The organism is Ideonella azotifigens, assembly GCF_021043325.1.
Taxonomy (GTDB): Bacteria; Pseudomonadota; Gammaproteobacteria; order Burkholderiales; family Burkholderiaceae_C; genus Ideonella; species Ideonella azotifigens.
This window is the reverse complement of record NZ_JAJNKD010000004.1, coordinates 43,475-63,250: the sequence shown is the minus strand read 5'-3', so window position 1 is coordinate 63,250 and position 19,776 is coordinate 43,475. Positions and strand designations below refer to the sequence as shown.

General features: G+C 68.7%; 14 protein-coding genes. 7 read left to right on the top strand and 7 right to left on the bottom strand.

Annotation, left to right across the window (positions count from 1 at the left end; all coding sequences use genetic code 11):
- Positions 1–63: 63 nt before the first annotated feature.
- On the bottom strand, positions 64–2,097 hold the full coding sequence (locus LRH25_RS10940) for an oxidoreductase (protein WP_141288992.1): 2,034 nt from the start codon (positions 2,095–2,097) through the stop codon (positions 64–66).
- A 104-nt stretch (positions 2,098–2,201) separates the two neighbouring features.
- Between LRH25_RS10940 and LRH25_RS10935 the strand changes: the two genes are divergently transcribed.
- Positions 2,202–2,426, top strand: coding sequence for a SlyX family protein (locus tag LRH25_RS10935; RefSeq protein ID WP_141288990.1), 225 nt, complete (start codon positions 2,202–2,204; stop codon positions 2,424–2,426).
- A gap of 33 nt (positions 2,427–2,459) precedes the next feature.
- Positions 2,460–3,299 (top strand): metal-dependent hydrolase, encoded by an 840-nt coding sequence (locus LRH25_RS10930; protein ID WP_141288987.1) that lies wholly within the window; start codon positions 2,460–2,462, stop codon positions 3,297–3,299.
- 10 nt (positions 3,300–3,309) lie between these two features.
- Here LRH25_RS10930 and LRH25_RS10925 read toward each other — a convergent pair whose 3' ends face one another.
- The 4 genes from LRH25_RS10925 to LRH25_RS10910 all read right to left on the bottom strand — a co-directional run bounded on the left by LRH25_RS10925 (position 3,310) and on the right by LRH25_RS10910 (position 12,521).
- Entirely contained in the window at positions 3,310–5,145 is a 1,836-nt protein-coding gene (locus LRH25_RS10925) for an ATP-binding protein (RefSeq protein WP_170200946.1), read from the bottom strand.
- Positions 5,146–5,381: 236 nt separating this feature from the next.
- The gene (locus LRH25_RS10920) at positions 5,382–7,304 is read right to left on the bottom strand and encodes a reverse transcriptase family protein (RefSeq protein WP_231011149.1); all 1,923 of its coding nucleotides are present in this window, start codon (positions 7,302–7,304) and stop codon (positions 5,382–5,384) included.
- Between the two features lie 277 nt (positions 7,305–7,581).
- Positions 7,582–9,291, bottom strand: coding sequence for an SWIM zinc finger family protein (locus LRH25_RS10915; protein WP_231011148.1), 1,710 nt, complete (start codon positions 9,289–9,291; stop codon positions 7,582–7,584).
- A complete protein-coding gene (locus tag LRH25_RS10910) occupies positions 9,288–12,521 on the bottom strand; it encodes an amino acid adenylation domain-containing protein (RefSeq protein ID WP_231011147.1) in 3,234 nt (1,077 codons plus the stop codon). The genes LRH25_RS10915 and LRH25_RS10910 overlap by 4 nt, the downstream gene beginning before the upstream one ends.
- A 56-nt stretch (positions 12,522–12,577) precedes the next feature.
- Between LRH25_RS10910 and LRH25_RS10905 the strand changes: the two genes are divergently transcribed.
- Positions 12,578–13,195, top strand: a complete 618-nt coding sequence (locus LRH25_RS10905) for a hypothetical protein (RefSeq protein WP_231011146.1) — start codon at positions 12,578–12,580, stop codon at positions 13,193–13,195.
- A gap of 40 nt (positions 13,196–13,235) precedes the next feature.
- A complete protein-coding gene (locus LRH25_RS10900; RefSeq protein WP_141286565.1) occupies positions 13,236–15,260 on the top strand; it encodes an alkaline phosphatase in 2,025 nt (674 codons plus the stop codon).
- A 9-nt stretch (positions 15,261–15,269) separates the two neighbouring features.
- Here LRH25_RS10900 and LRH25_RS10895 read toward each other — a convergent pair whose 3' ends face one another.
- On the bottom strand, positions 15,270–16,520 hold the full coding sequence (locus LRH25_RS10895) for a M56 family metallopeptidase (protein WP_141286567.1): 1,251 nt from the start codon (positions 16,518–16,520) through the stop codon (positions 15,270–15,272).
- Positions 16,517–16,906, bottom strand: a complete 390-nt coding sequence (locus LRH25_RS10890) for a BlaI/MecI/CopY family transcriptional regulator (RefSeq protein ID WP_141286569.1) — start codon at positions 16,904–16,906, stop codon at positions 16,517–16,519. Before LRH25_RS10890 ends, LRH25_RS10895 begins: the two co-directional genes overlap by 4 nt.
- A gap of 198 nt (positions 16,907–17,104) precedes the next feature.
- On the opposite strand from LRH25_RS10890, the gene LRH25_RS10885 reads away from it, so the two are divergent.
- The 3 genes from LRH25_RS10885 to LRH25_RS10875 are packed head-to-tail and all read left to right on the top strand — an operon-like array spanning position 17,105 to position 19,739.
- Positions 17,105–18,016: a TauD/TfdA dioxygenase family protein gene (locus tag LRH25_RS10885; RefSeq protein WP_141286571.1), complete on the top strand. Its 912-nt coding sequence runs from the start codon at positions 17,105–17,107 to the stop codon at positions 18,014–18,016.
- An 11-nt stretch (positions 18,017–18,027) separates the two neighbouring features.
- On the top strand, positions 18,028–18,864 hold the full coding sequence (locus LRH25_RS10880; protein ID WP_141286573.1) for an ABC transporter ATP-binding protein: 837 nt from the start codon (positions 18,028–18,030) through the stop codon (positions 18,862–18,864).
- Positions 18,861–19,739 carry an ABC transporter permease gene (locus tag LRH25_RS10875; RefSeq protein ID WP_141286575.1) on the top strand — a complete coding sequence of 293 codons (879 nt, stop codon included), beginning with the start codon at positions 18,861–18,863 and terminating at the stop codon, positions 19,737–19,739. The genes LRH25_RS10880 and LRH25_RS10875 overlap by 4 nt, the downstream gene beginning before the upstream one ends.
- Positions 19,740–19,776 lie beyond the last annotated feature (37 nt).

The window sequence follows — 19,776 nt, the reverse complement described above, 5'->3', positions numbered from 1 at the left end:
CCTTGTGCAGGCCGCTGCGGCTCGGCCGGTGCAACCAGCCTTCCCATGGGATCTCCGGAGGGCTCAGAGCATCGCGCCGAGCCGCACCCCTTGGTCGATCGCGCGCTTGGCGTCCAGCTCGCCGGCTTGTTTGGCGCCCCCGATCATGTGCACCTTGATGCCCGCAGCTTCTAGCGGCGCCTGCAGTTCCCGCAGCGATTCCTGGCCCGCGCACAGTACGATGTGGTCGACCGCCAGCCAGCGCTGGTTCTCGCGCTGCTCGCCTTCGCTGACCAGCAGGCCTTCGTCCCCGATGCGCTCGTAGTTCAGCCCGCCCAGCATGCGCACGCCGCGCTGCTTCAGCGCTGCGCGGTGGATCCAGCCGGTGGTCTTGCCCAGCCCCGCACCCAGCTTGCCGGCCTTGCGCTGCAGCAGCGTCACCTGGCGTTTGGCCGGCACCTGCGGCGGCATTTCGGTGGCCAGTCCACCGCGTGCCAGCGCCGGGTCGGTCACACCCCATTCGGCCTGCCAGGCCGGCAGGTCCAAGGTGCTGGAGTGACCGTCATGAACCAGGAATTCGGCCACGTCGAAGCCAATGCCACCGGCACCAATGACCGCCACGCGCTCACCCACAGCCGCGCCTTGCAGCACATCCAGGTAGCGCAGCACCTTGGCATGCGACCGGCCGGGAATCTTCGGGTCCCGGGGCAATACGCCGGAGGCGATCACCACTTCGTCGAACCCTTCGGCCTGCAGCGCCGCGGCGTCCACGCGCGTGTTCAGGTGCAGCCGCACGCCGGTCACTTCCACGCGCCGCGCCCAGTAGCGCAGCGTCTCGTGGAACTCCTCCTTGCCCGGCACACGCTTGGCCAGGTTCAGCTGGCCGCCCACCTCGGCCGCGCTGTCGTACAGGTGCACCTCGTGGCCGCGCTCGGCCAGCGTGGTCGCGGCCGACAGCCCGGCAGGCCCTGCGCCCACCACGCCGATGCGCTTGCGGTGCGTCGTGGGCAGCAGGCGGATCTCCGTCTCGTGGCAGGCCCGCGGGTTGACCAGGCAGCTCGTCAGCTTGTTGACGAAGATGTGGTCCAGGCAAGCCTGGTTGCAGGCGATGCAGGTGTTGATGTCCTGCGCCCGGCCTTCGCGTGCCTTCTTGACGAACTGGGCGTCGGCCAGCAGCGGCCTGGCCATCGAGACCATGTCGGCATCCCCCGCGGCGAGCAACTGCTCGGCCACCTCGGGCGTGTTGATGCGGTTGCTGGTGATCAGCGGAATGCGCACGTGCTCGCGCATCTTGCGCGTGACCCAGGCGAAGGCGGCGCGCGGCACGCTGGTGGCAATCGTCGGCACCCGGGCCTCGTGCCAGCCAATGCCGGTGTTCAGCAGCGTGGCCCCGGCCGCCTCGATGGCCTGGGCCAGTTGCACCACCTCTTCCCAGCTGGAGCCACCGGGGATCAGGTCGATCATCGAGAGGCGGTAGATGAGGATGAAGTCCGGCCCGAGTGCATCGCGTGTGCGCCGCACGATCTCCACCGGCAGGCGCATGCGGTTTTCGTAGGCGCCGCCCCATTGGTCTTCGCGTTGGTTGGTCGGTGCGGCGATGAACTGGTTGATCAGGTAGCCCTCGCTGCCCATGATCTCCACGCCGTCATAACCCGCCTCGCGCGCCAGCCGGGCACAGCGCACGAAGGCGGCGATCTGCCGCTCCACGCCGGCGCCAGACAGCGCACGCGGCGTGAACGGCGAGATCGGCGACTTGATGCGCGAAGGGGCGACTGCCAGCGGGTGGTAGGCGTAGCGCCCGGTGTGCAGGATCTGCAGCGCGATCTTGCCGCCTTCGGCATGCACGGCATCGGTCACCACCCGGTGCCGCCGGGCTGCGCCGCTGCTGGCCAGCATGCCGGCAAAAGGCTTGGCCCAGCCGACGATGTTGGGCGCAAAGCCGCCGGTGACGATGAGGCCGACCTCGCCCTGCGCGCGTTCGGCGAAATAGGCGGCCAGCCTGCGCAGGTCGCGGCCATCTTCCAGGCCGGTGTGCATCGAGCCCATCAGCACGCGGTTTTTCAGCGTCGTGAAGCCCAGGTCCAAGGGTTGCAGCAAATGAGGGTAGGGCGTGGACATGGGGGATGGTCTTGAAGCTGGGCAACCGGCGATTGTTAGAGTGCATGGCCCATCCGACGGCGGGGATTTTCCCGATCCGTTGTGCCGGCCTATCCTTTACCTTCATGCCTGCAGATTCCGAACAAGTCGAACAACGCCTCGTGGCGCTGGAAATCAAGGCCAGCTTCACCGAAGACCTGGTCGAACAGCTCAACGAGGTCATCGTGCGCCAGCAGCAGCAGCTCGACCTGCTGATCAACGAACTGCGTCAACTGCGCCAGCAAGTGCCCACGCAAAGCGGCAATGGCGAATTCCGCAGCCTGCGAGACGACCTGCCGCCGCACTACTGATTGCGGCGCTCATGCCCCCCGAAAGGAGCCGTGATGACAGATTTGGTGATTCGTCGATTGCTGATCGACATGGAAACGCCGCTGACGCGTCATTGGAACGGGGGAGACGCCTTCCGCACGGCCTTCTTCAACGCGCTGTCGATGAGCTTCCCGCTGGGCGAGCAGTTTTTCATCGACTCGGTGAAGCTCGGGCTGCAGACGCTCTCGCCCGAGCTGCGTGAGCGCCACGAAGCCGAGGCCAAAGGCTTCATCGGCCAGGAGGCCACGCACCGGCGCATCCACCAGCTGTTCAACCAGCACCTGCAGCATCAAGGCCTGGTGAACCACTGGGAAGGGCGCATCCAACATCGCCTGAAGCGGCTCGAAGGCATGGAGCCCCGGGTCTGGCTGGGGCTGACCGCCGCCACCGAGCATTTCACCGCCATCATGGCCGAGCACCTGCTGAGCTTCGAAGCGCCGCTGGCCGGCACCGAGGAGCGGCTGCAGCTGCTGTGGCGCTGGCATGCCAGCGAAGAGTCCGAGCACCGCTGCACGGCCTTCGACCTGTACTACGCGCTGGGCGGCGACGTGCGTTGGCGGCGCCGGCTGTTCTACATCGTGACCTGGCACTTCACCACCGACCTGTTGCGCCAGACGGTGAACAACCTCTGGCACGACCGCAGCCTGTGGCGCCTGTCCACCTGGTCCAGCGGCGCGCGCTTCCTGTTCGGCCAGGGCGGACTGGTGCGCGAGCTGTTTGGACCCTGGCGCCGCTACCTGCACACCGACTTCCATCCCTCACAGCAGGACGACGAGCTGGCCCACGAGTGGCTGGCCCAGCATGCGGACAGGGCCGTGCCGGTGAACCCGCCGCAGCATCGCGCCGCGGCTTGAGGGCCCGAATTCAACCCGGCGTGCGCGGCAGCCACTGTGCCAGCAGCGCCTTCAGCTCACCCGGGCCGTAGGGCTTGGCGAGGTGGTCGTCCATGCCGGCGTCCAGCGCCATGCGCACGTCTTCCGGCAGTGCATTGGCCGTCAGCGCCATGATGGGCCGGCGCGGCAGCCCGTTGGCCTGCTCGTGGGCGCGCCAGGCGCGGGTGGCAGCGTAGCCATCCATCACCGGCATCTGGCCGTCCATCAGCACCAGGTCGACCGGCTCGCTGCGCAGGGTTTCCAGCGCTTCTTCGCCGTCGTGCGCTTCGAGCACCGTCAGCCCCATGTCGCGCAGCAGCTGCGCGGCAATCATCAGGTTCACAGCGTTGTCTTCGGCCACCAGCACGCGGCCACTGAGTGTGGACGCAGCCTCCGCCACCGGCGCCACCGGCTGCGCAGCCGGCGCATGGGCCAGCGGCAGGCGCAGCGTGAAGCCGAAGCAGCTGCCCTGGCCGGGCACGCTGCGCACATCGATGCGGCTGCCCATGCGCTCCACCAGCCGCTGCGAGATGGCCAGCCCCAGGCCGCTGCCGCCAAACGCGCGCTGGTGCCCCTGGTCCACCTGCTGGAAGGGCTGGAACAGCTGCGACATGCGCTCGGGCGGAATGCCGATGCCGGTATCCTCGACCTCGAAGCGGATCAGCGGCTGGCCGCCGCTGATGCCGGCTGGCCGCAGCCGCAGCGTGACGCTGCCCGAAGGCGTGAACTTCAGTGCGTTGGCCACCAGGTTCATCAGCACCTGGCGCAGCCGGTGCTCGTCCACGCTGATCCAGCTCGGCAGGCCGTGGGCCATCGCCAGCTTCAGCGGCAGGCTCTTCGCGTCTGCACTGGCGGCGAACAGCGCATGCACGCCGCCGGCCAGTTGCGCCAGCTGGGCCGGGTTGTCGTGCAGGTCCAGGTGGCCGGCCTCGATCTTCGAGTAGTCCAGCACGTCGTTCAGCACGTCCAGCAGGCTTTCGCTGGACTGCCGCGCCACTTCCAGCAGCTTGGCGTTTTCGGGCGAAAGCGGCGCGCTGCCCAGCAGGCTCAAGGCCCCCAGCACGCCATTCATCGGCGTGCGGATCTCGTGGCTCATGGTCGCCAGGAAACGCGACTTGGCCGCGGCCGCTTCTTCTGCCTGGGCCATGGCCTCGCGCAGCGCCTGGTTGTGCACGTCCGCCTGGAAGCCGCGGCGAATGGCCAGCATGGTGGTGCGGCGCACGGCATGCAGCACCCGCCACAGCCCGGCCAGGAAAGCCAGCGCCACCAGCGCCATCGGCCACGAACGTGTGCCTGGCAACAGGGTCTGGACCACCAGCGGCACCAGCACCGCGAGCAGCACGCCTTCACCCCAGCGCCCGGCCATGGCCATGTAGAAGCAGGACAGCGACGCCGAGCCGGCCAGCAGCACCGTGTAGATTGCGCGCCCCTCTGCGTCCAGGAACGCATAAAGGCCTGGCGTGGCGATGATCCACGCCGCACAGCACAGCCCGTGGTACCAGGCCATGCGGCGCTCGAAGCGGCGCAGTTCGGCGGGCTCCTGCAGCTCCGCCTGCCGGCTCTCACGCTGCAGCAGCACGCGGCCTGTGCAACTGGCGATTGCCAGCAAGGCCACCAGCGCGGCCAGCGGCCAGGCCTCCGGCCGGTGGCGCACCAGCCACAGCATCATCGCCACGACCAGGGCCATCAGCGGCACGCTGTGCCAGACAAACCCCATCGTGAAGCGAATGGCCTCGCGGCGCAGCGCCAGGTCGGTCGCCTCGTCGCTGAGGCGGTCCAGGTCGGGCAGGAAAGAGGAGGGCGGCGAACGGGGGGCTTCCGCAAACATGGCGCACATTGTCGGGGCAGCAGATGGCGACAAAGGCCGGATCAGCGCGAACTTGTTTGCGCTTTGTCGCGGCCTTGCCGCAGTCTTTTCCGAAGCCCTTGCATGGGGCTGCAACGTGGGCGCTGCCCACTGCCGCTTGCTGTTGCCGACGGGGTTGCGGTTGACCTCAACATTGTCTGAAAGGGCTACGCCATCGGGCCGGCCACGCCGGCCTGACGGTGGCGGTTGAAGCGTCGTCAAAGGTGCAGGATGCCAGCGACGAAGCCGATGACGAACAGGGCCAGGAAATACGAGGGCCAGCCGAACTTGCGCCGCATCACCCGCCAGCCCAGCCAAAGCCCACCCGCCAGGAACAGCCCGGGGCTTTTGAGCTTGACCGAGAGGTAGACCAGCAGGGCCGCCTGGGCGATGACCAATGGCCAGCGGATGAGCGGCAGCAGCGGGGCATGAGTCTCCTGCGGCGCGCCACCTTCAGGCGCGGGGGCGGCTGCCGCAGCCTGCATGGCGGCGCGCAACGCGCGGCGAGGGGATGACGCGATCTCGGCCGCTTTCCGGGCGGCGTCGCGTTCTGCACGCTGGGCCGCCAGATGGGCTCGCCGCTCGGCCTTGATCTGGCCAGCCGTCTTGAGCAGCACCGGCTCGGGCTTGGGTGCAGGTTGCCACCAAAGACCGTTGGCGCGCGGCGGCGCCTTGCCTGCCGCGGCGTGCTGGCGGAATTGGCTAGGGGGCACCTTCGCGGCGGGTGTGGCAGCGGAAGGCAGCGCCTTGGCCTGCGCCAGCAAGGGCGCGCCATGCCTGGCGTTCACCATCGCCACGAACTGCGCGTAGCCCAGCAGCACATTGCGCGCAGCGGGCTCGCCTTGCCAGGTGGCGGCGTCCAGCCCCTTGTGCTTCGCGCGGTGCAGCGCGGCGCGCAGCGCACGGCGCTGTTCGCGCGAGACGGCGGGCTGCTGGTTGACGACAACCCCCGTCACCTCCTGCCGGCGGCCGGCGTGCATCACATGCTGCTTGTCGGGATGCGGCGTGAAGCCTTCGGCCTTCAGGATGTGGTGCACCTGGCGCAGCAGGCGCCCGGTCAGGCCGGCGGCGTTGCCCGAGGCCGAGAAGCTCAGGTCGTCGGCATAGCGGGTGTAGGTGAAGCCGAGCTTGGTGGCAATGCCTTGCAGCCGCTTGTCCAGCGTGCGGCACAGGATGTTGGTCAGCATCGGGCTGGTCGGCGCGCCCTGTGGCAGCACACGCTCGCGGGCGGTGCGGCCCACGAAGAAGCGCTCGCCATCGACCTGCAGTTCATCGCACACGTTTTCGCTGCACAGCAGGGCCAGCAGCGTGGCCGTGGCCTCGCCATAGCCCAGTGCGCGGAACACGCCCTTGATGCGCGGGAACGAGACGCTGGGGAAGAAGTCCTTCAGGTCCAGGTTGATGACCACGGCCTGGCCCACATGCGGCGCGGCATTGCTGACGATGGACTTGCCGGGCAGGAAGCCATGCGCGGCGGCATGCACCGGCACCTTGGCCAGCAGGTTGTCCAGCACCCAGTACTGCGCGCGCTTGAGCCGCGGCATCGGCGCGCTGATGGTGCGCACGCCACCAGTCTTCTTCGGCAGCGAGAAGCGGCGGTAATGCTGCGTGCGCGCCACCTCGCGGTGGAAGGCCAGGAAACGCAGTTCGGCCACGGGCACGCCCATCGCATCGGCCAGGGCCTGTGGCGTGTCCAACAATGGCAGGCCCTCGCGCTGCAGCTTCTCGTGCGAGCCGGCGTTGTCGGCCCGAGCTTGCAAGCCGGCAGACACCCCCTGGCCCAGGTAGCCGATCTCATGCCGGCTGCGCTCGCGCCACTGCACTGCGCGCTCGTAGCGTTCACGTTCGAGCTTCTGCGCGGTGGCCTCGCGGCGTTCCCTGGCCTCGGCCATGCGTTGCTGGCGCATGGCCTTCAGCGCGCCCTGCGGGTCGCCTTTCTCGCGCAGCTCGGCCTGCAGCTTGTTCAGCACCTGCACCAACTCGGCTTCGCGCTGGATCAGCGCGGCCTCGACGGTGGGGGCGGCGGCATCGGCTGGCCAGAAGCCCGAGCGCTGCATCTCCTTCAGCACCACCGCGTCCTTGCTGGAGGCGGCAATGCGCGCGATCAGCTCGGCGCGGGTCGGTTGACGCTCGCCGCTCATGCTGCCATCGCTCCGGGAACGGGAAGGGTGGGTGCAGCGCGTTTCTCATCGAAGAGCCCAGGGGGCTCCGAGGACGGAGGCTGTCCACTCGACGCCGCGCCGCGCCCTGTGCGCCAATTGGCTTGAGACAAGCCCAACCGCAATTGCGCACAGGGCGCGAGCGCGGCACAGTGAAGACGGCACCCGTGACGCATGAACAGGCGGTTGGCAAGGGCGACGAAACATCGCCCGGATTGCAAGAGCCAACGCGCTGCACCCGCAAGAAGTCTATCAGTGCTCATGCCGCTTCTCCAGCCGTCACGGCGCGCTGTGTTCTGGTTTCATTCAACGTTGGTTGTGCCACCTGCCGCAACGCCAGCATGTGCGCACACGGACCGCGGCGCAGCTTGTTCTGCTGGAAGAAGTTGCAGCCGCATTGCGCGTCGCGCAGCTGCTCGTCGGCATTCAGCAGCAGCGATGGCGAGAACTCTCGCTTGCCGTCCTTCACCGTGCCGGTGACGCGAAGCTGCCCGTTGTCGGCGGCGCTGATGTCCTTCAACGACACACCGCCACGCGCCTGCACCAGCTTCAGCGCCGCGTCTTCCTCCGGGCTGGCGAAGCGCAGCGTTTCCAGCGGCAGCGGCTCGCGCGACAGCTCGCGCCAGGCATAGCGCCGGCCCGGCAGGTCGTACACCGCGCGGCCGGCCTGCACCCACAGCGCGAGCGCGGCGCTCACGTCCGCTTCGGGCAGCGCGGTGCGGGCGGCGAGTTCGGCCGGTGTGGCCACCCAGTCGCGCTGCAGCGCGGAGGCAACGCTCTGCTTGGTGGCGTCGCTGACCTTGTGGCGCGGCGCCAGCAGGTTGAAGCGGCCGGCGGCGGACCAGTCGTTGGCCGTCCAGCCCGAAAGGCCCAGCGTGACGCTGATCTCGCCCATCTCGATGACCCAGAAGCTCGGCATGCCGGTGCCCAGCAGGTGGACCCGCACGCGCGTGGCCAGCGCGATCAGCCGCTCCAGCGTCAGCAGCCGGCGCCGGCCCCACAGGCGGATGCTTCGCGGCTCGGCCAGCGGCGGGCCGACGATGGCACTGCGCCGGGCCGTGAGCTCGATGCCCCAGGGCTCGAAGACCATGCGTGCCGGCTGGCCCGGCGCCAGCTCGAAGCGCAGCGAGCGCGGGCCAGCGCGCTCCTTGTGCTGGCGCAAGGTGGCGCACAGGTTGTGCAGGTCCATGGCATGCAGCTCCAGCACGGTGGCCGGCAGCGTCATCGCACTGGAGACCTGAAGGAAGCCGCGCACCCAGCTGTCGGGCAGGTCGATCTTCTCTTCGCGGAAGGCCGGGTCGCTGCCGGTGGCCACGCTGAAGCCGGCCGGGTCCACCTGGAAGCTCGTGGCCTTGTAGTCGCGAATCTTCTGGAACTCGTCGAACAGGCCGATGGAGTAGTCGATGTTGGTGGTGCCGCAGGCCATCTCCGCGGTGCGGCGGAACACGTTGTGGCTGACGCTCACTGCGCAGTAGCTGGACTCGTCCTGGCTGAAGGCCTCGAACAGCAGGCGCTCGGGATGCACCGTGATGACCGGATCCAGCACGTACCAGGCGTCGCGGTTGGCCAGGTAGAGCCAGTTGAAGTATTTCTGCCTTGCCGTGTAGAACGGGCGCAGCAGCGCGTCCTTCTGGTTGCGCAGGGTCTTCAGCTCGCTGGTGACGGCACTCGCCTCGGCACGCAGTGTTTGGGCCTGTTGCATGTACTGCGCGAGTAGCGTGTTCTCGTTGGCCTCCAGCCAGGTCTTGTAGGCCGAAGGGTCACGGCCGCGGTAGCGCTGGTCGCTCACCACCACCGAATGCAGCGCCGACAAGGCCTCGCGAAAGGCCAGGTGCATGCCGCCGCTGCGGCCCAGCTCGCCCTGGAAACTGGTGGGCGGGCGCAGCGTGTCGGGCGCGAGGCTGAAGGCCTGCGTGGCGTCGCTCGAATCGACCGAGGTGCTGCCGTAGTAGCGGTACTGGAACTTCATGCGCCCTCCGTGGCGTTGGCCGCGCTGCGCACCGGTGGCGGCGCCCAGGCGATGAAGGGCAGGGCGATCTGCGGGTGGCGCGCGGCAATGTCGCGCAGCCCGGCGATGTATTGCGGCTTGTCGGTCAGGCTGCAGGTCACCACCTGGCGCGCAAAGATCTCGGCCACCACTGCAGCGGCTTGCGGCGCGTCGCTCGCCTCACGCAGGAAGGCGGTGATGCGCGACTTGGCCACGCGGCCACGGTTCACTTGGCTCAGCACGGTCAGGAAGTAGGGCGTCAATTCGCGCAGGCGCGCCGCGAGCTGGGCGTCGTCGTCCCGGGGCAGTTCCAGAAGCCACTGGGTGACAAACAGCTGCACGCTGGCACTCGGGTGCTGGCTCAGCCGGGTGAGGCAAAGGCTGGCTTCGCCAGCGGCCATGCGGCGCACGAGCCGCGTGCGGCCCAGTGCCTGCACCCAGGGCTGCGGGTGGTCGACCCAGGCGATCAGCAGCTCGGGCGTCAGCGCTGCGTCCGGCAGGCGCTCGGCGAACAACTGGTGGGCGTAGGCACGGGCGTCGTCGAACAGCGTGTCGGCCAGCGGCAAGAGCTGGGCCGACTGTTCCGGGCTGGGCACGGCCGGCAGCGTGTGGTCGATCGCGGCCATGGCCCAGGCGCGCACCGAAGCGTCCGCATGGCGGGCCAGCGTGGCCTGCTGCTTCAGGCTGAACTCGGTGCTGGGCAATGATGCCAATGCCCAGGCGCCATAAAGCTGTGCACCGGCGCTTTGCGCATGCAGCGCGCGCCACGCGCCCGAGGCGTCGCACGCCGGGGCGTGGGGCTGCAGCGTGGTGGTGAGCCAGCGCAGCGCGTCCTCGTGCTGGCCTTCGCCGGCTTCGCTGGTGAACAGCGAGGCATGCAGGCGCGCAGCCAGGGCCGAGGCGAAGTCGGGGTCGCCCGCCAGCCGCTGCAATGCCGGCGCCAGGGCTTCGCGGATGCCCGCATGCGGGCTCACGGCCAGGTCGCCCAGCAGTTCGGCCTGCGTGCGCAGCACCTCGTCGGGCAAGGCCGCCAGCAGACGCACGCCCGAGGCGCGGCGGTAAGGGTCCTCGTCTACCAGCAGGCGTGCCAGCGTGGTAGGCGCCACCAGCGCGGCGCCATGGGCATGCAGCAGCAGCCAAACGACCGCCAGGTGCAGCACGGCTGCATCGGCATGGTCGAGCAGGCACAGCAGCGCTTCGGTCGGCGCCTGCGCCGCAGCCTCGGCCAGCGGGCCGCGCAGCAACTGTTCCACCAGCACCAGGCCGTCGCGCAGGCCCGGTGCATCCGCATCGGCGGCCAGCAGCGCGCCCTGCAGTTCGCTGACCAGGGCCGGCGCCGAGGCGATCAAGGCCAGGCCCTGGCCCTGGCGTCGTGTGCGTTCGTGGGCCGACAGCAGCAGCGCCACCACCAGTTCGGCGTGCACGGCAAAGCCGGCCGGGTCCGAGGCGATGTGCACGAAGGCGAACTCACGGGCAGCGCCGTCGCTGCTCTGGGCCAGCAACAGCAGCCACGGCACCTGGTCCTGCAGCGCACTGCTGGCCAACACGCGGGCACGCACGGCTTCGAAGCCGACGCGGGCAGTCGGCGCATGCGCGCTTTGCAGCAGCTCCTTCAGCACGGCCACCGGTTGCTGTGCCACGAATCCGGCGTGGTCCTGCAGCGCCCTCGCCACCACCGCATGCACCAGCGCGCTGCGGCTTTGCAGCGCCAACGCAAGCAGTGCTTCAGGGTGGGCGTTCCACATGTCCTGAAGGCCCTCGCTGCGCTGGGGCAACGCGGCGCTGGTGTCCAGCGGCTGATCGGTCCACCAGCGCTTGCCGCGGGCGCTGACATGCACACCCGGGGCTTGCGCCAGCAGCAGCTTGGGCACCAGCAGCCAGTAGGCTGCCTGGTGGTAGTGCCGGTCATGCCGCTGGTACTGGCCGTCGACGCGATCCCAGCGCGCTTCCACTCGCGCCGCTGGCAAGGCATCGTCCGCCAGCCCCAGCAGCAACTGCACCGACAGTTCGGGGGCGTGCGAGTGACCGATGGCGGCCAGCCGCCGCAGCGTGCGCCAGCCGCGCAGGCGCAGGTAGTCGCGCGTGGCGCTGCCGTAGGCCAGGCGCGGATTCGGCTGGCACAGTTCTTTGGCAATGGGCGTCTTGACCCAGCGCTGCGTGGCCGGATCGGTGAAACCGTTGCCGCTGTAGGCCGGGCGGTTGAAATAGGCGCGCGTGGTTTCGAAGCGTGCATGCAGCAGGCCCAGCACCGGCGCATCCCGGCGAATTTCGGCCGCCTTGTACAGGTAGCGCAGCGCCTGGAACGGGCCGGGCTGCAGCGGCAACTCGGCCAGCAATGCGAGCAGGCTGGCCCGCGCCGCCGGGCGCACCAGCGCGAGGTCGTACCAGTCGCCCAGCAGCGGCACCCAGCCCGGCCCGCGGGCCGTCACGCGGTCCTGCAGCGCGGTGGCGCGCTCCGCGGCGGGCGCGGTGCTCTCGACCTCGGCCTGCCAATCGGGCAGCAGGCCCTCCGCATGCGCGCGCAGCGCGTCGGGCGCTTGCAGCATCAGCCAGGCCTGGTGCGCCGCACGCCGGGTGGCCGGGCTGCGGCCCCGGCCTGCCAGCGCCTGCATGGCCACCGCGGCGCCGCCATCGCCCAGGCGGGCAAGGGCCACGGCAATGCACAGGTCCAGCAGGTCATCGCCATTCTCCAGTAGTTCGACCAGGCGGGGCACCAGCGCCACCAGCGCACGCTGGCCGGCACCACCGGCTGCATCACTGCATTCGGCGACGCGCCACACGGCGCGGGACCGCTGCGACGCCGGCAGCAGTTGCCAGCGCTCGGGAGCGAAGCGGGCCACCAGCGCAGCGATGCTGGGCGGCACGGCGTCACTGGCCGGCGCCTTTGCGGCACGGGGGCTGGATGGCGCAAGCGATTCAGCGGTGGAGAGACCGGGCAGGCCCTGGTGCTGTTGCAGCCGTTCTCCCGCGGCAAGCCGGCGTTGAATGAAGTCAGTCGCGCGGCGTAGGGCCTCGTCCAGCGTGCACGGCGTTGCCGTCAGCGAAGACTCCTGCGGCTCAAGCACCACGCCGCCCTTCAGCAGGCCCTGGCGCAGCGTCACGACGTAGCGGTTGGAAGCCTGTGCCGGCAGGTCCAGCTCGACGATCTCGACCACGCACTGCCGTTCACGCGGGCTGGCGCGGTAAAGCGTGGCGAATGCGATTCTTCTCATGGCACCGGCTCCTGCCTCGGGGAGGGCGATGTTACCGGCGTCGAAGCCACGTGTTGGTGAGCCTTGGTGAACGGATGAGGATGCTGGCGCGGATGGCCGCGCGAGCCCGGTTTTCACAGGCGGGCTTCTCGTCGACGTTTTACCTCCCGGTACTCCGACCGCGCTGTCACCGTTTGGTCATGCTGAGCCTCGATGATGCGCTGTTGATCTACGCCCCCAAGATGCCGAACAACCTCCGCTTGAGTTTCCTGGCCGCCAGCCTGGTGCTGGCATGTGGTTTCTCCTCCGCCCAAGCCGCGGACAACGCCCCCCAAACCCTCCGCTTCGCCGATTTCTTCCAGACCCCCGTCGGCGCGGCCGGCCTGCAGCCCACCGAGCGCCTGCTCGCGGCGCAGGACCAGCAGGTGCGCCTGGTCGGCTGGATGGTCGCGCAGGAAGACCCGGCGCCGGGTGCTTTCCTTCTGACGGCGCGGCCGGTGCAGATGAGCGAGCACGCGGATGGGGATGCGGATGACTTGCCGCCGGCCACGGTGCTGGTGCGGCTGCCGGATGCTTCGCGGGTGCTGCCGCATCAGCCTGGGTTGATCGAGCTGCAGGGCAGGTTGCATTACGGGCGCACGGTGGCGCCGGACGGGCGTGTTGCCTGGCTGGAACTGCAGCTGGCCCAGCCCTGAATTCGCACAAGACATTCATCCAATCCAACCCATGCCCACCATGAACGCTGACCGCCTTCACCGTCTCAAGTTGATCGCCGTGCTGGCACTGGCGCCACTCGGCGCCATCGCCGCGCCGAGCGTGAGCCGGCTCACGCCGCCGAGCGAGTTGTTCAGCTCGGGCCGGCCCGAGCCGGTGATTGCGCGCTTCCTGCCCGGCCAGCGTTTCGACCTGCAGGCCACCTTGCGGCCCGATGCAGGCCGCAGCCTGCGCGCTGCGCGCTTCCTGCTGGACGGCAAGCCGGTGGCGGGCAACGTGACCCTGCGCGACTGCGCCAGCGGTTGCGCTACGGGCGTGCCCGCGAATGCGGTGATCGCTTCGCTGCGCGCGTTCAGCGTGGCGGCCACCGGGCGGCATGAGTTCAGCATCGAGGCTGAGCAGGACGATGGGCAGACGCTCAGCGCACGGGGTAATTTCGATGTGATCCCGTTCAACACGCCGCAGGGCAAGCCGGTCAAGAATGTGATCATCCTGCTGGGCGACGGCATGGGCGCGGCGCAGCGCACGGCAGCGCGCATCGTGAAGAACGGCTACGCGCAGGGCAAGGCCATCGCGCCGCTGGCGATGGACACCTTCCCGGCGACTGCGCTGGTCAAGACCTCGTCGCTGAACTCGGTGGTGACCGACTCTTCGCCGGGCATGACCTCCTACGTGCTGGGCAACAAGAACAACAACAATGAAGAAGGCGTGTTCCCGGACGACACGACGGACGCCTTCGACAACCCGCGCATCGAGTACCTCTCGGAGTACCTGCACCGCACGCAGGGCAAGGCGCTGGGCATCGTCACCACGGCCGATGTGTTCGACGCCACGCCGGCCGGCAATGCGGTGCACACCAGCAACCGCGGCGCTGGCACCGGCATCGTCGACCAGTTCTTCGACGACCGGGGTGCCACCGGGCTGACCGTGCTGATGGGCGGCGGCCGCAAGTGGTTCCTGCCGTCTGCCACGCCGGGCTCGGCCCGCGGCGACAAGACCGACTACGTGTTCGACGCGGCCGACCCGCACCGCGCCGAGATCGCCAAGCGCTGGGGCATTTCGCCCGGCGCGCTGGACAAGGACCGCGACCTGATCAAGGACTTCCAGGGCGCCGGCTTCCAGTACGCCGCCAGCAAGACCGAGCTGGACGCCGCCAAGGGTGGCAAGCTGCTGGGCCTGTTCTCGCTGTCCAACATGAACGTGGCGCTGGACAAGATCGACGGCCGGCGCGGCAAGAAGCAGGGCCTGACCGGCAGCGTGGTCGACGATTACGGCTTCCCCGACCAGCCCATGCTCGACGAAATGGCCGAGAAGGCCCTGTCCACGCTGGCCCGCCAGACGCAAGGTTTCGTGCTGATGATCGAAGGCGCGTCCATCGACAAGCAGGCGCACAACATGGACACCGAGCGCTGGATGCTGGACACCATCGAGTTCGACCGCACGGTGCAGGTGGCGCAGGACTTCGCCCGCGACCGCGGCGACACGCTGGTCATCGTCACGGCCGACCACGAATGCTCTGGCGCCGCGCTGATCGGCGCCAGCCGCGTGACCGACGCCGTGCTGCAGCAGCTCGGCAAGGCCGGCGGTTCGGCCAACCTGCGCGACAAGGTCGTGGGCGTCTACGAGCAGGCCGGATTCCCGAAGTACCGCATTGCCGCCGACGGCTACCCCGAAACCACCGACATCGACTTCCGCCTGCTGGTGGCCTACGGCGCCAATGCCGACCGCTACGAAGACTGGCGCAGCAACCCGCAGCCCGTGAAAGACAGTCAGCAGCCGCTGGTGAAGGCCGAGCCGCTGAAGTGGTACCCCGAAAACCCGGCCGAACGCGACGGCCTGGGCAACTACCTGATCACGGGCCAGGTCCCCGGCGAATCGGCCGTGCACACCGCCACCGACGTGCCGCTGTCCGCCTTCGGCCCCGGCGCCTTCAGCTTCGTCGGCGTGATCGACAACACCGACGTGTTCTTCAAGCTGGCCCAGGCCGCGGTGAAGGGGCCGGTGGCGCCGGCGGACATGACGGTGAAGGCGAAGGGCAAGCGCTGAGCGGTGCGTTCAGCGTGCTGCAAGCAGGCGCGCCGTCTGATTGCCACTCAGCACATGCTCGTCTGAGACCACGACGAACTGGAACGGTTGGTCCGACGCCATGACCTGGGTGTACCTCGCCACATCCTGGGCAGGCTCGCCGGTGCGGTAGCGGCTTTCGACCTGCAGCCGGCCATCGGCCAGTTGGGTGGTCACGAGCTCGATCTCCCAGCTCGCGCCGGGCGTGCCATCCTTGGGCGACACCCGGACCGTGGCCGGTTGACCGAGTTGGGTCAGCACCTGCGGCGAGCCGCCAGGCAGCCCGTCGTTGATGAGGTTCAGCGTGAGCATCACCGAAGTCGTCTTGGCGGCCGGTTCCGTGGGCTGGACTTGGGTGGCGTAGACGGCGCCAGCACCGAGCACGGCGAGTGTGGCGGCCAGCCATCGGCCAGCGGGCTGGCGGGCAGCGTGGGTGGCATGAAGTTCGAGCATGTGGACTCTTTCGATCAAGGGGTGGGTGGAATGCCAGGCGCTGCTGGCGGTGGGAACTTCGGTAACCGGGGCGTGTGACTTCATCAGCGCATTGGCGTAGGTGGCCAGCGCTTTTGGTTGTTGGCGCAGCACAGCGGCGTCGCAAGCCAGTTCCTGGTGCTGCCGAAAGCGGCGCGCCGCGCGCCAGGCCAGCGGGTTGAACCAGTGCATCGCGCACAGCAGCAGCGCCAGTAAGCGCCAGGCGTTGTCGTGTTGCCGGATGTGCACGGCTTCGTGTGCCAGCACCAGGGCTTGCTCGGCGGGACTGAAGCGCTGCTCAAAGTCTTCCGGTAACACCAGAAGGCTGTGCCACACGCCGGCCTCGGCCGGGCTGCTGCCAGCAGGTGCGCGCCATGGGCCGACAGCGGCCCGGCGCAGGGAACTGAGGTAGCGGTGCTGGGCTCGCCAGGCCACAGCAAGGGATGTGACCACGCCCGCGGCCCACAGAACGGCCAAGCCGATTGCCACGGCGGGCGACGAGGAGGGCGGGGCGGTGTGCGGCCCACGCACCTGGGGCACCATGATCACCGGGGACTGCAGCCACTGCACCAGCGCCAGGTCTGCCGGCACGCGCGCCGCCGGCAACCAGGTGGCAAGCAGACCGAGCGGCACCAGCCACCAAGTTGCCAGTACCGGCCCGGCGCCGAAGCGGTGCAGCAGCACACGCTGCACCAGACCGGTCACCAGCACCAGCGCGCTCAGCCAAAGGCTTTGGCTCGCAAGCACATCCACGAAACGTGCGGCGGTCATGGCTTGGGCGCTTTCTCGTATGTGCGCACCAGCGCCTTCAATGCGTCCACGTCGGCCTGCGACAGCCCGCGCTCTGCGCCAAAGTGCGCCACCAGGGGCGCCAGCCTGCCATTGAACAGACGGTCCACCAGGCCCAGGCTCTGGTGGCTGAGCCAAGCCTCGCGCGACAGCACGGCGCTGTAGAGGTAGCGCCTGCCGTCCTTCTCTGCCGCCACGGCGCCTTTCTTCAACAGCCGATTCAGCAGCGTCTTGATGGTGGCGATCTGCCATTCACGCTGGCCTTGCAGGGAAGCGGCAATCTCGTCAGTGCTGCGCGGGCTGGATTGCCAGAGCACTTCCATGACCTGGGCTTCGGCGTCGCTGACGGGTGAGACGGGTGGAGTCATGGTGTTTCGATTACAGGTGTAAACATGAAGCGATGATTACGCATGTAATCGACAGAGTCAAGCCTGACAAAAGCGGGGCGCACAAGGTTGTCTGACGACTTACTCGAATCCCGCATGGCCTATGCCGGAAAGCTTTGTTCGCCGATACGCGCTGCGCTTCTAGAGTGGCCGCTTCGACGACACAAAACTCATGGCCCCATGTCTGCTGTATTGACTGCCACCCCGGGTGACCCCGCGGCCGCGCCGCAAGAGATCCAGATCCGCAGCCTGTCTGAGAGCCCCAGCGGCGTCGGCGCCGAGGTCATTGGGCTGGACCTGAACCTGCCGCTGGGCGAGGCTGATTTCCGGCGCATCCACCAGGCGCACCTGGACCACCATGTGCTGGTGTTCCGCGACCAGCGCATCACGCCGCAGCAGCACGTGGACTTCAGCCGGCGCTTCGGGCCGCTGCAGATCCATGTGCTGAAGAACTTCCAGCTGGCCGGGCACCCGGAGATCCTGGTCGTCTCGAACATCAAGAACGAGCAGGGCCAGCCGATTGGGCTGGGCGATGCGGGCCAGTATTGGCACTCGGACCTGTCGTACAAGGAAACGCCCAGCCTGGGCTCGCTGCTGCACGCGCAGGAGCTGCCGGAAGAGGGTGGCGACACCTTGTTCGCCAACCAGCATGCGGCCTACGACGCACTGCCCGAAGACCTGAAGGCGCGCATTGCCGACCTGAAGGCCGAGCACAGCTACTTGGCCAAGTACGAGGAGCTGCGCGCCAAGAGCCCGTGGCGGCCCAAGCTGACCGCCGCGCAACTGGCCGAGGTGCCGCCTGCGGTGCATCCGGTGGTGCGCACGCACCCGGAGACGGGCCGCAAGGCGCTGTTCGTGAGCGAGCATTTCACGACCCGCATCGTCGGCCTGCCGGAAGAGGAAAGCGCCGCGCTGCTGGCCGAGCTGTTCGCCTTCAGCGTGCAGCCGCAGTTCGTCTACCGCCACGTCTGGCAGCCGCACGACATGGTGTTCTGGGACAACCGCTCGGTGATGCATTTGGCGGCAGGCACGCCGGACCATCTGCGCCGCCGCCTGAATCGCACGACTGTCGAAGGCGACGCACCGTTTTGAAGGCTTTGACCATGCAGTTGCCCTTGACCCAACCTGGCGCCGATGCGCCGCCCCAGGCCCTGTCCGCCACGCCGCTGTTGCAGCTGGCCCAGGTCAGCATCGACTACCCACAAGGCGAGCACTGGGTGCGCGCCACGCATCAAATCAGCCTCAGCGTGATGCAGGGCGACCGCTTCGTGCTGCTGGGCGCCTCGGGCTGCGGCAAGTCCACCTTGCTGAAGGCGATTGGCGGCTTCGTCACGCCCAGCGAAGGCAGCATCACGCTGGCCGGCCGGCGCATCACGCAGCCGGGGCCTGACCGGGCGGTGGTGTTCCAGGAATTCGACCAGCTGCCGCCGTGGAAAACGGTGCGCGAAAACGTGCTGTTTCCGCTGCTGGCGGCGCGCCGCTGCGGCCGCAAGGAAGCGGCCGAACGGGCCGAGCTGTACCTCGCCAAGGTCGGCCTGGCCAAGTTCGCGGACGCTTATCCGCACCAGCTCTCCGGCGGCATGAAGCAGCGCGTGGCGATTGCCCGTGCGCTGGCCATGCAGCCCGAGCTGCTGCTGATGGACGAGCCTTTCGCCGCGCTGGATGCGCTGACCCGCCGCCGCATGCAGGACGAGCTGCTCGCGCTGTGGGACGAGTTCCGCTTCACGCTGGTGTTCGTGACGCACGCGATCGAAGAAGCGCTGGTGGTGGGCAACCGCATCGCCATCCTGTCGCCGCACCCTGGCCGCCTGCGTGCCGAGATCGACAGCGAGCGCTTCGGCTTCAACAACGCCGGCAGCGCCGACTTCCAGGCCACCACGCAGCGCATCCACGGCCTGCTGTTTGAAACGCCGCGCGCGGCCGCAGGAGTGGAAGCATGAACGCCGCTGTATTGACCGTTCGGCCGGATGTGGAATATGTGCTGAGCGCCGCGCCGCCGGCCCTCAAGCCGCGCGCGCTGCCGGCCTGGCGCCGCGTGCTGCAGCACGATGGCGTGCGCCGCGGCATTGTGCTGGTCGTGTTGGCAGCGGTGTGGGAGGCGCTGGCGCGCTGGCAGGCCAACGATTTGCTGCTGCCGACCTTCGTGCAGACGCTGCGCGCCTTCGTTGAAGGCGTGGCCTCGGGCGAGTTGCTGGTGAAGACCGGCATTTCGCTCTCGGTGCTGCTGAAGAGCTACGTGATCGGCATCGCCGCGGCCTTTGTGCTGACCAGCCTGGCGGCCGCCACGCGCGTGGGCCGGGACCTGCTGTCCACCTTGACGGCCATGTTCAACCCGCTGCCGGCGATTGCGCTGCTGCCGGTGGCGCTGCTGTGGTTTGGCCTGGGCCAGGGCAGCCTGATGTTCGTGCTGGTGCACTCTGTCCTGTGGCCGCTTGCATTGGCCACGCATGCCGGCTTCCAGGCCGTGCCCGAAACCCTGCGCATGGCGGGCCGCAACTATGGCCTGCGCGGGTTGCGCTACGTGCTGCAGATCCTGGTACCCGCGGCGCTGCCGGCCATCCTCTCGGGCCTGAAGATCAGCTGGGCGTTTGCATGGCGCACGCTGATCGCGGCCGAGCTGGTGTTCGGTGCCTCGTCCGGCAAGGGCGGGTTGGGCTGGTACATCTTCCAGAACCGCAACGAGCTCTACACCGACCGCGTGTTCGCCGGCCTGGCGATGGTCGTGGTCATCGGCCTGGTGGTCGAAGCGCTGGTCTTCCGGACCCTGGAAAGACTGACCGTTCAACGCTGGGGCATGCAGCGCACGAACCAGTGATCGCCTCCGAATTCCCAGTCCCCAACCCGCTCCGTTT

Coding starts and splice junctions, on each gene's coding strand:
- LRH25_RS10880 (WP_141286573.1), top strand. CDS start 18,028: ATGCAGTTGCCCTTGACCCAACCTGGCGCCGATGCGCCGCCCCAGGCC.
- LRH25_RS10900 (WP_141286565.1), top strand. CDS start 13,236: ATGAACGCTGACCGCCTTCACCGTCTCAAGTTGATCGCCGTGCTGGCA.
- LRH25_RS10940 (WP_141288992.1), bottom strand. CDS start 2,097: ATGTCCACGCCCTACCCTCATTTGCTGCAACCCTTGGACCTGGGCTTC.
- LRH25_RS10875 (WP_141286575.1), top strand. CDS start 18,861: ATGAACGCCGCTGTATTGACCGTTCGGCCGGATGTGGAATATGTGCTG.
- LRH25_RS10915 (WP_231011148.1), bottom strand. CDS start 9,291: ATGAAGTTCCAGTACCGCTACTACGGCAGCACCTCGGTCGATTCGAGC.
- LRH25_RS10935 (WP_141288990.1), top strand. CDS start 2,202: ATGCCTGCAGATTCCGAACAAGTCGAACAACGCCTCGTGGCGCTGGAA.
- LRH25_RS10910 (WP_231011147.1), bottom strand. CDS start 12,521: ATGAGAAGAATCGCATTCGCCACGCTTTACCGCGCCAGCCCGCGTGAA.
- LRH25_RS10895 (WP_141286567.1), bottom strand. CDS start 16,520: ATGACCGCCGCACGTTTCGTGGATGTGCTTGCGAGCCAAAGCCTTTGG.
- LRH25_RS10885 (WP_141286571.1), top strand. CDS start 17,105: ATGTCTGCTGTATTGACTGCCACCCCGGGTGACCCCGCGGCCGCGCCG.
- LRH25_RS10925 (WP_170200946.1), bottom strand. CDS start 5,145: ATGTTTGCGGAAGCCCCCCGTTCGCCGCCCTCCTCTTTCCTGCCCGAC.
- LRH25_RS10930 (WP_141288987.1), top strand. CDS start 2,460: ATGACAGATTTGGTGATTCGTCGATTGCTGATCGACATGGAAACGCCG.
- LRH25_RS10920 (WP_231011149.1), bottom strand. CDS start 7,304: ATGAGCGGCGAGCGTCAACCGACCCGCGCCGAGCTGATCGCGCGCATT.
- LRH25_RS10890 (WP_141286569.1), bottom strand. CDS start 16,906: ATGACTCCACCCGTCTCACCCGTCAGCGACGCCGAAGCCCAGGTCATG.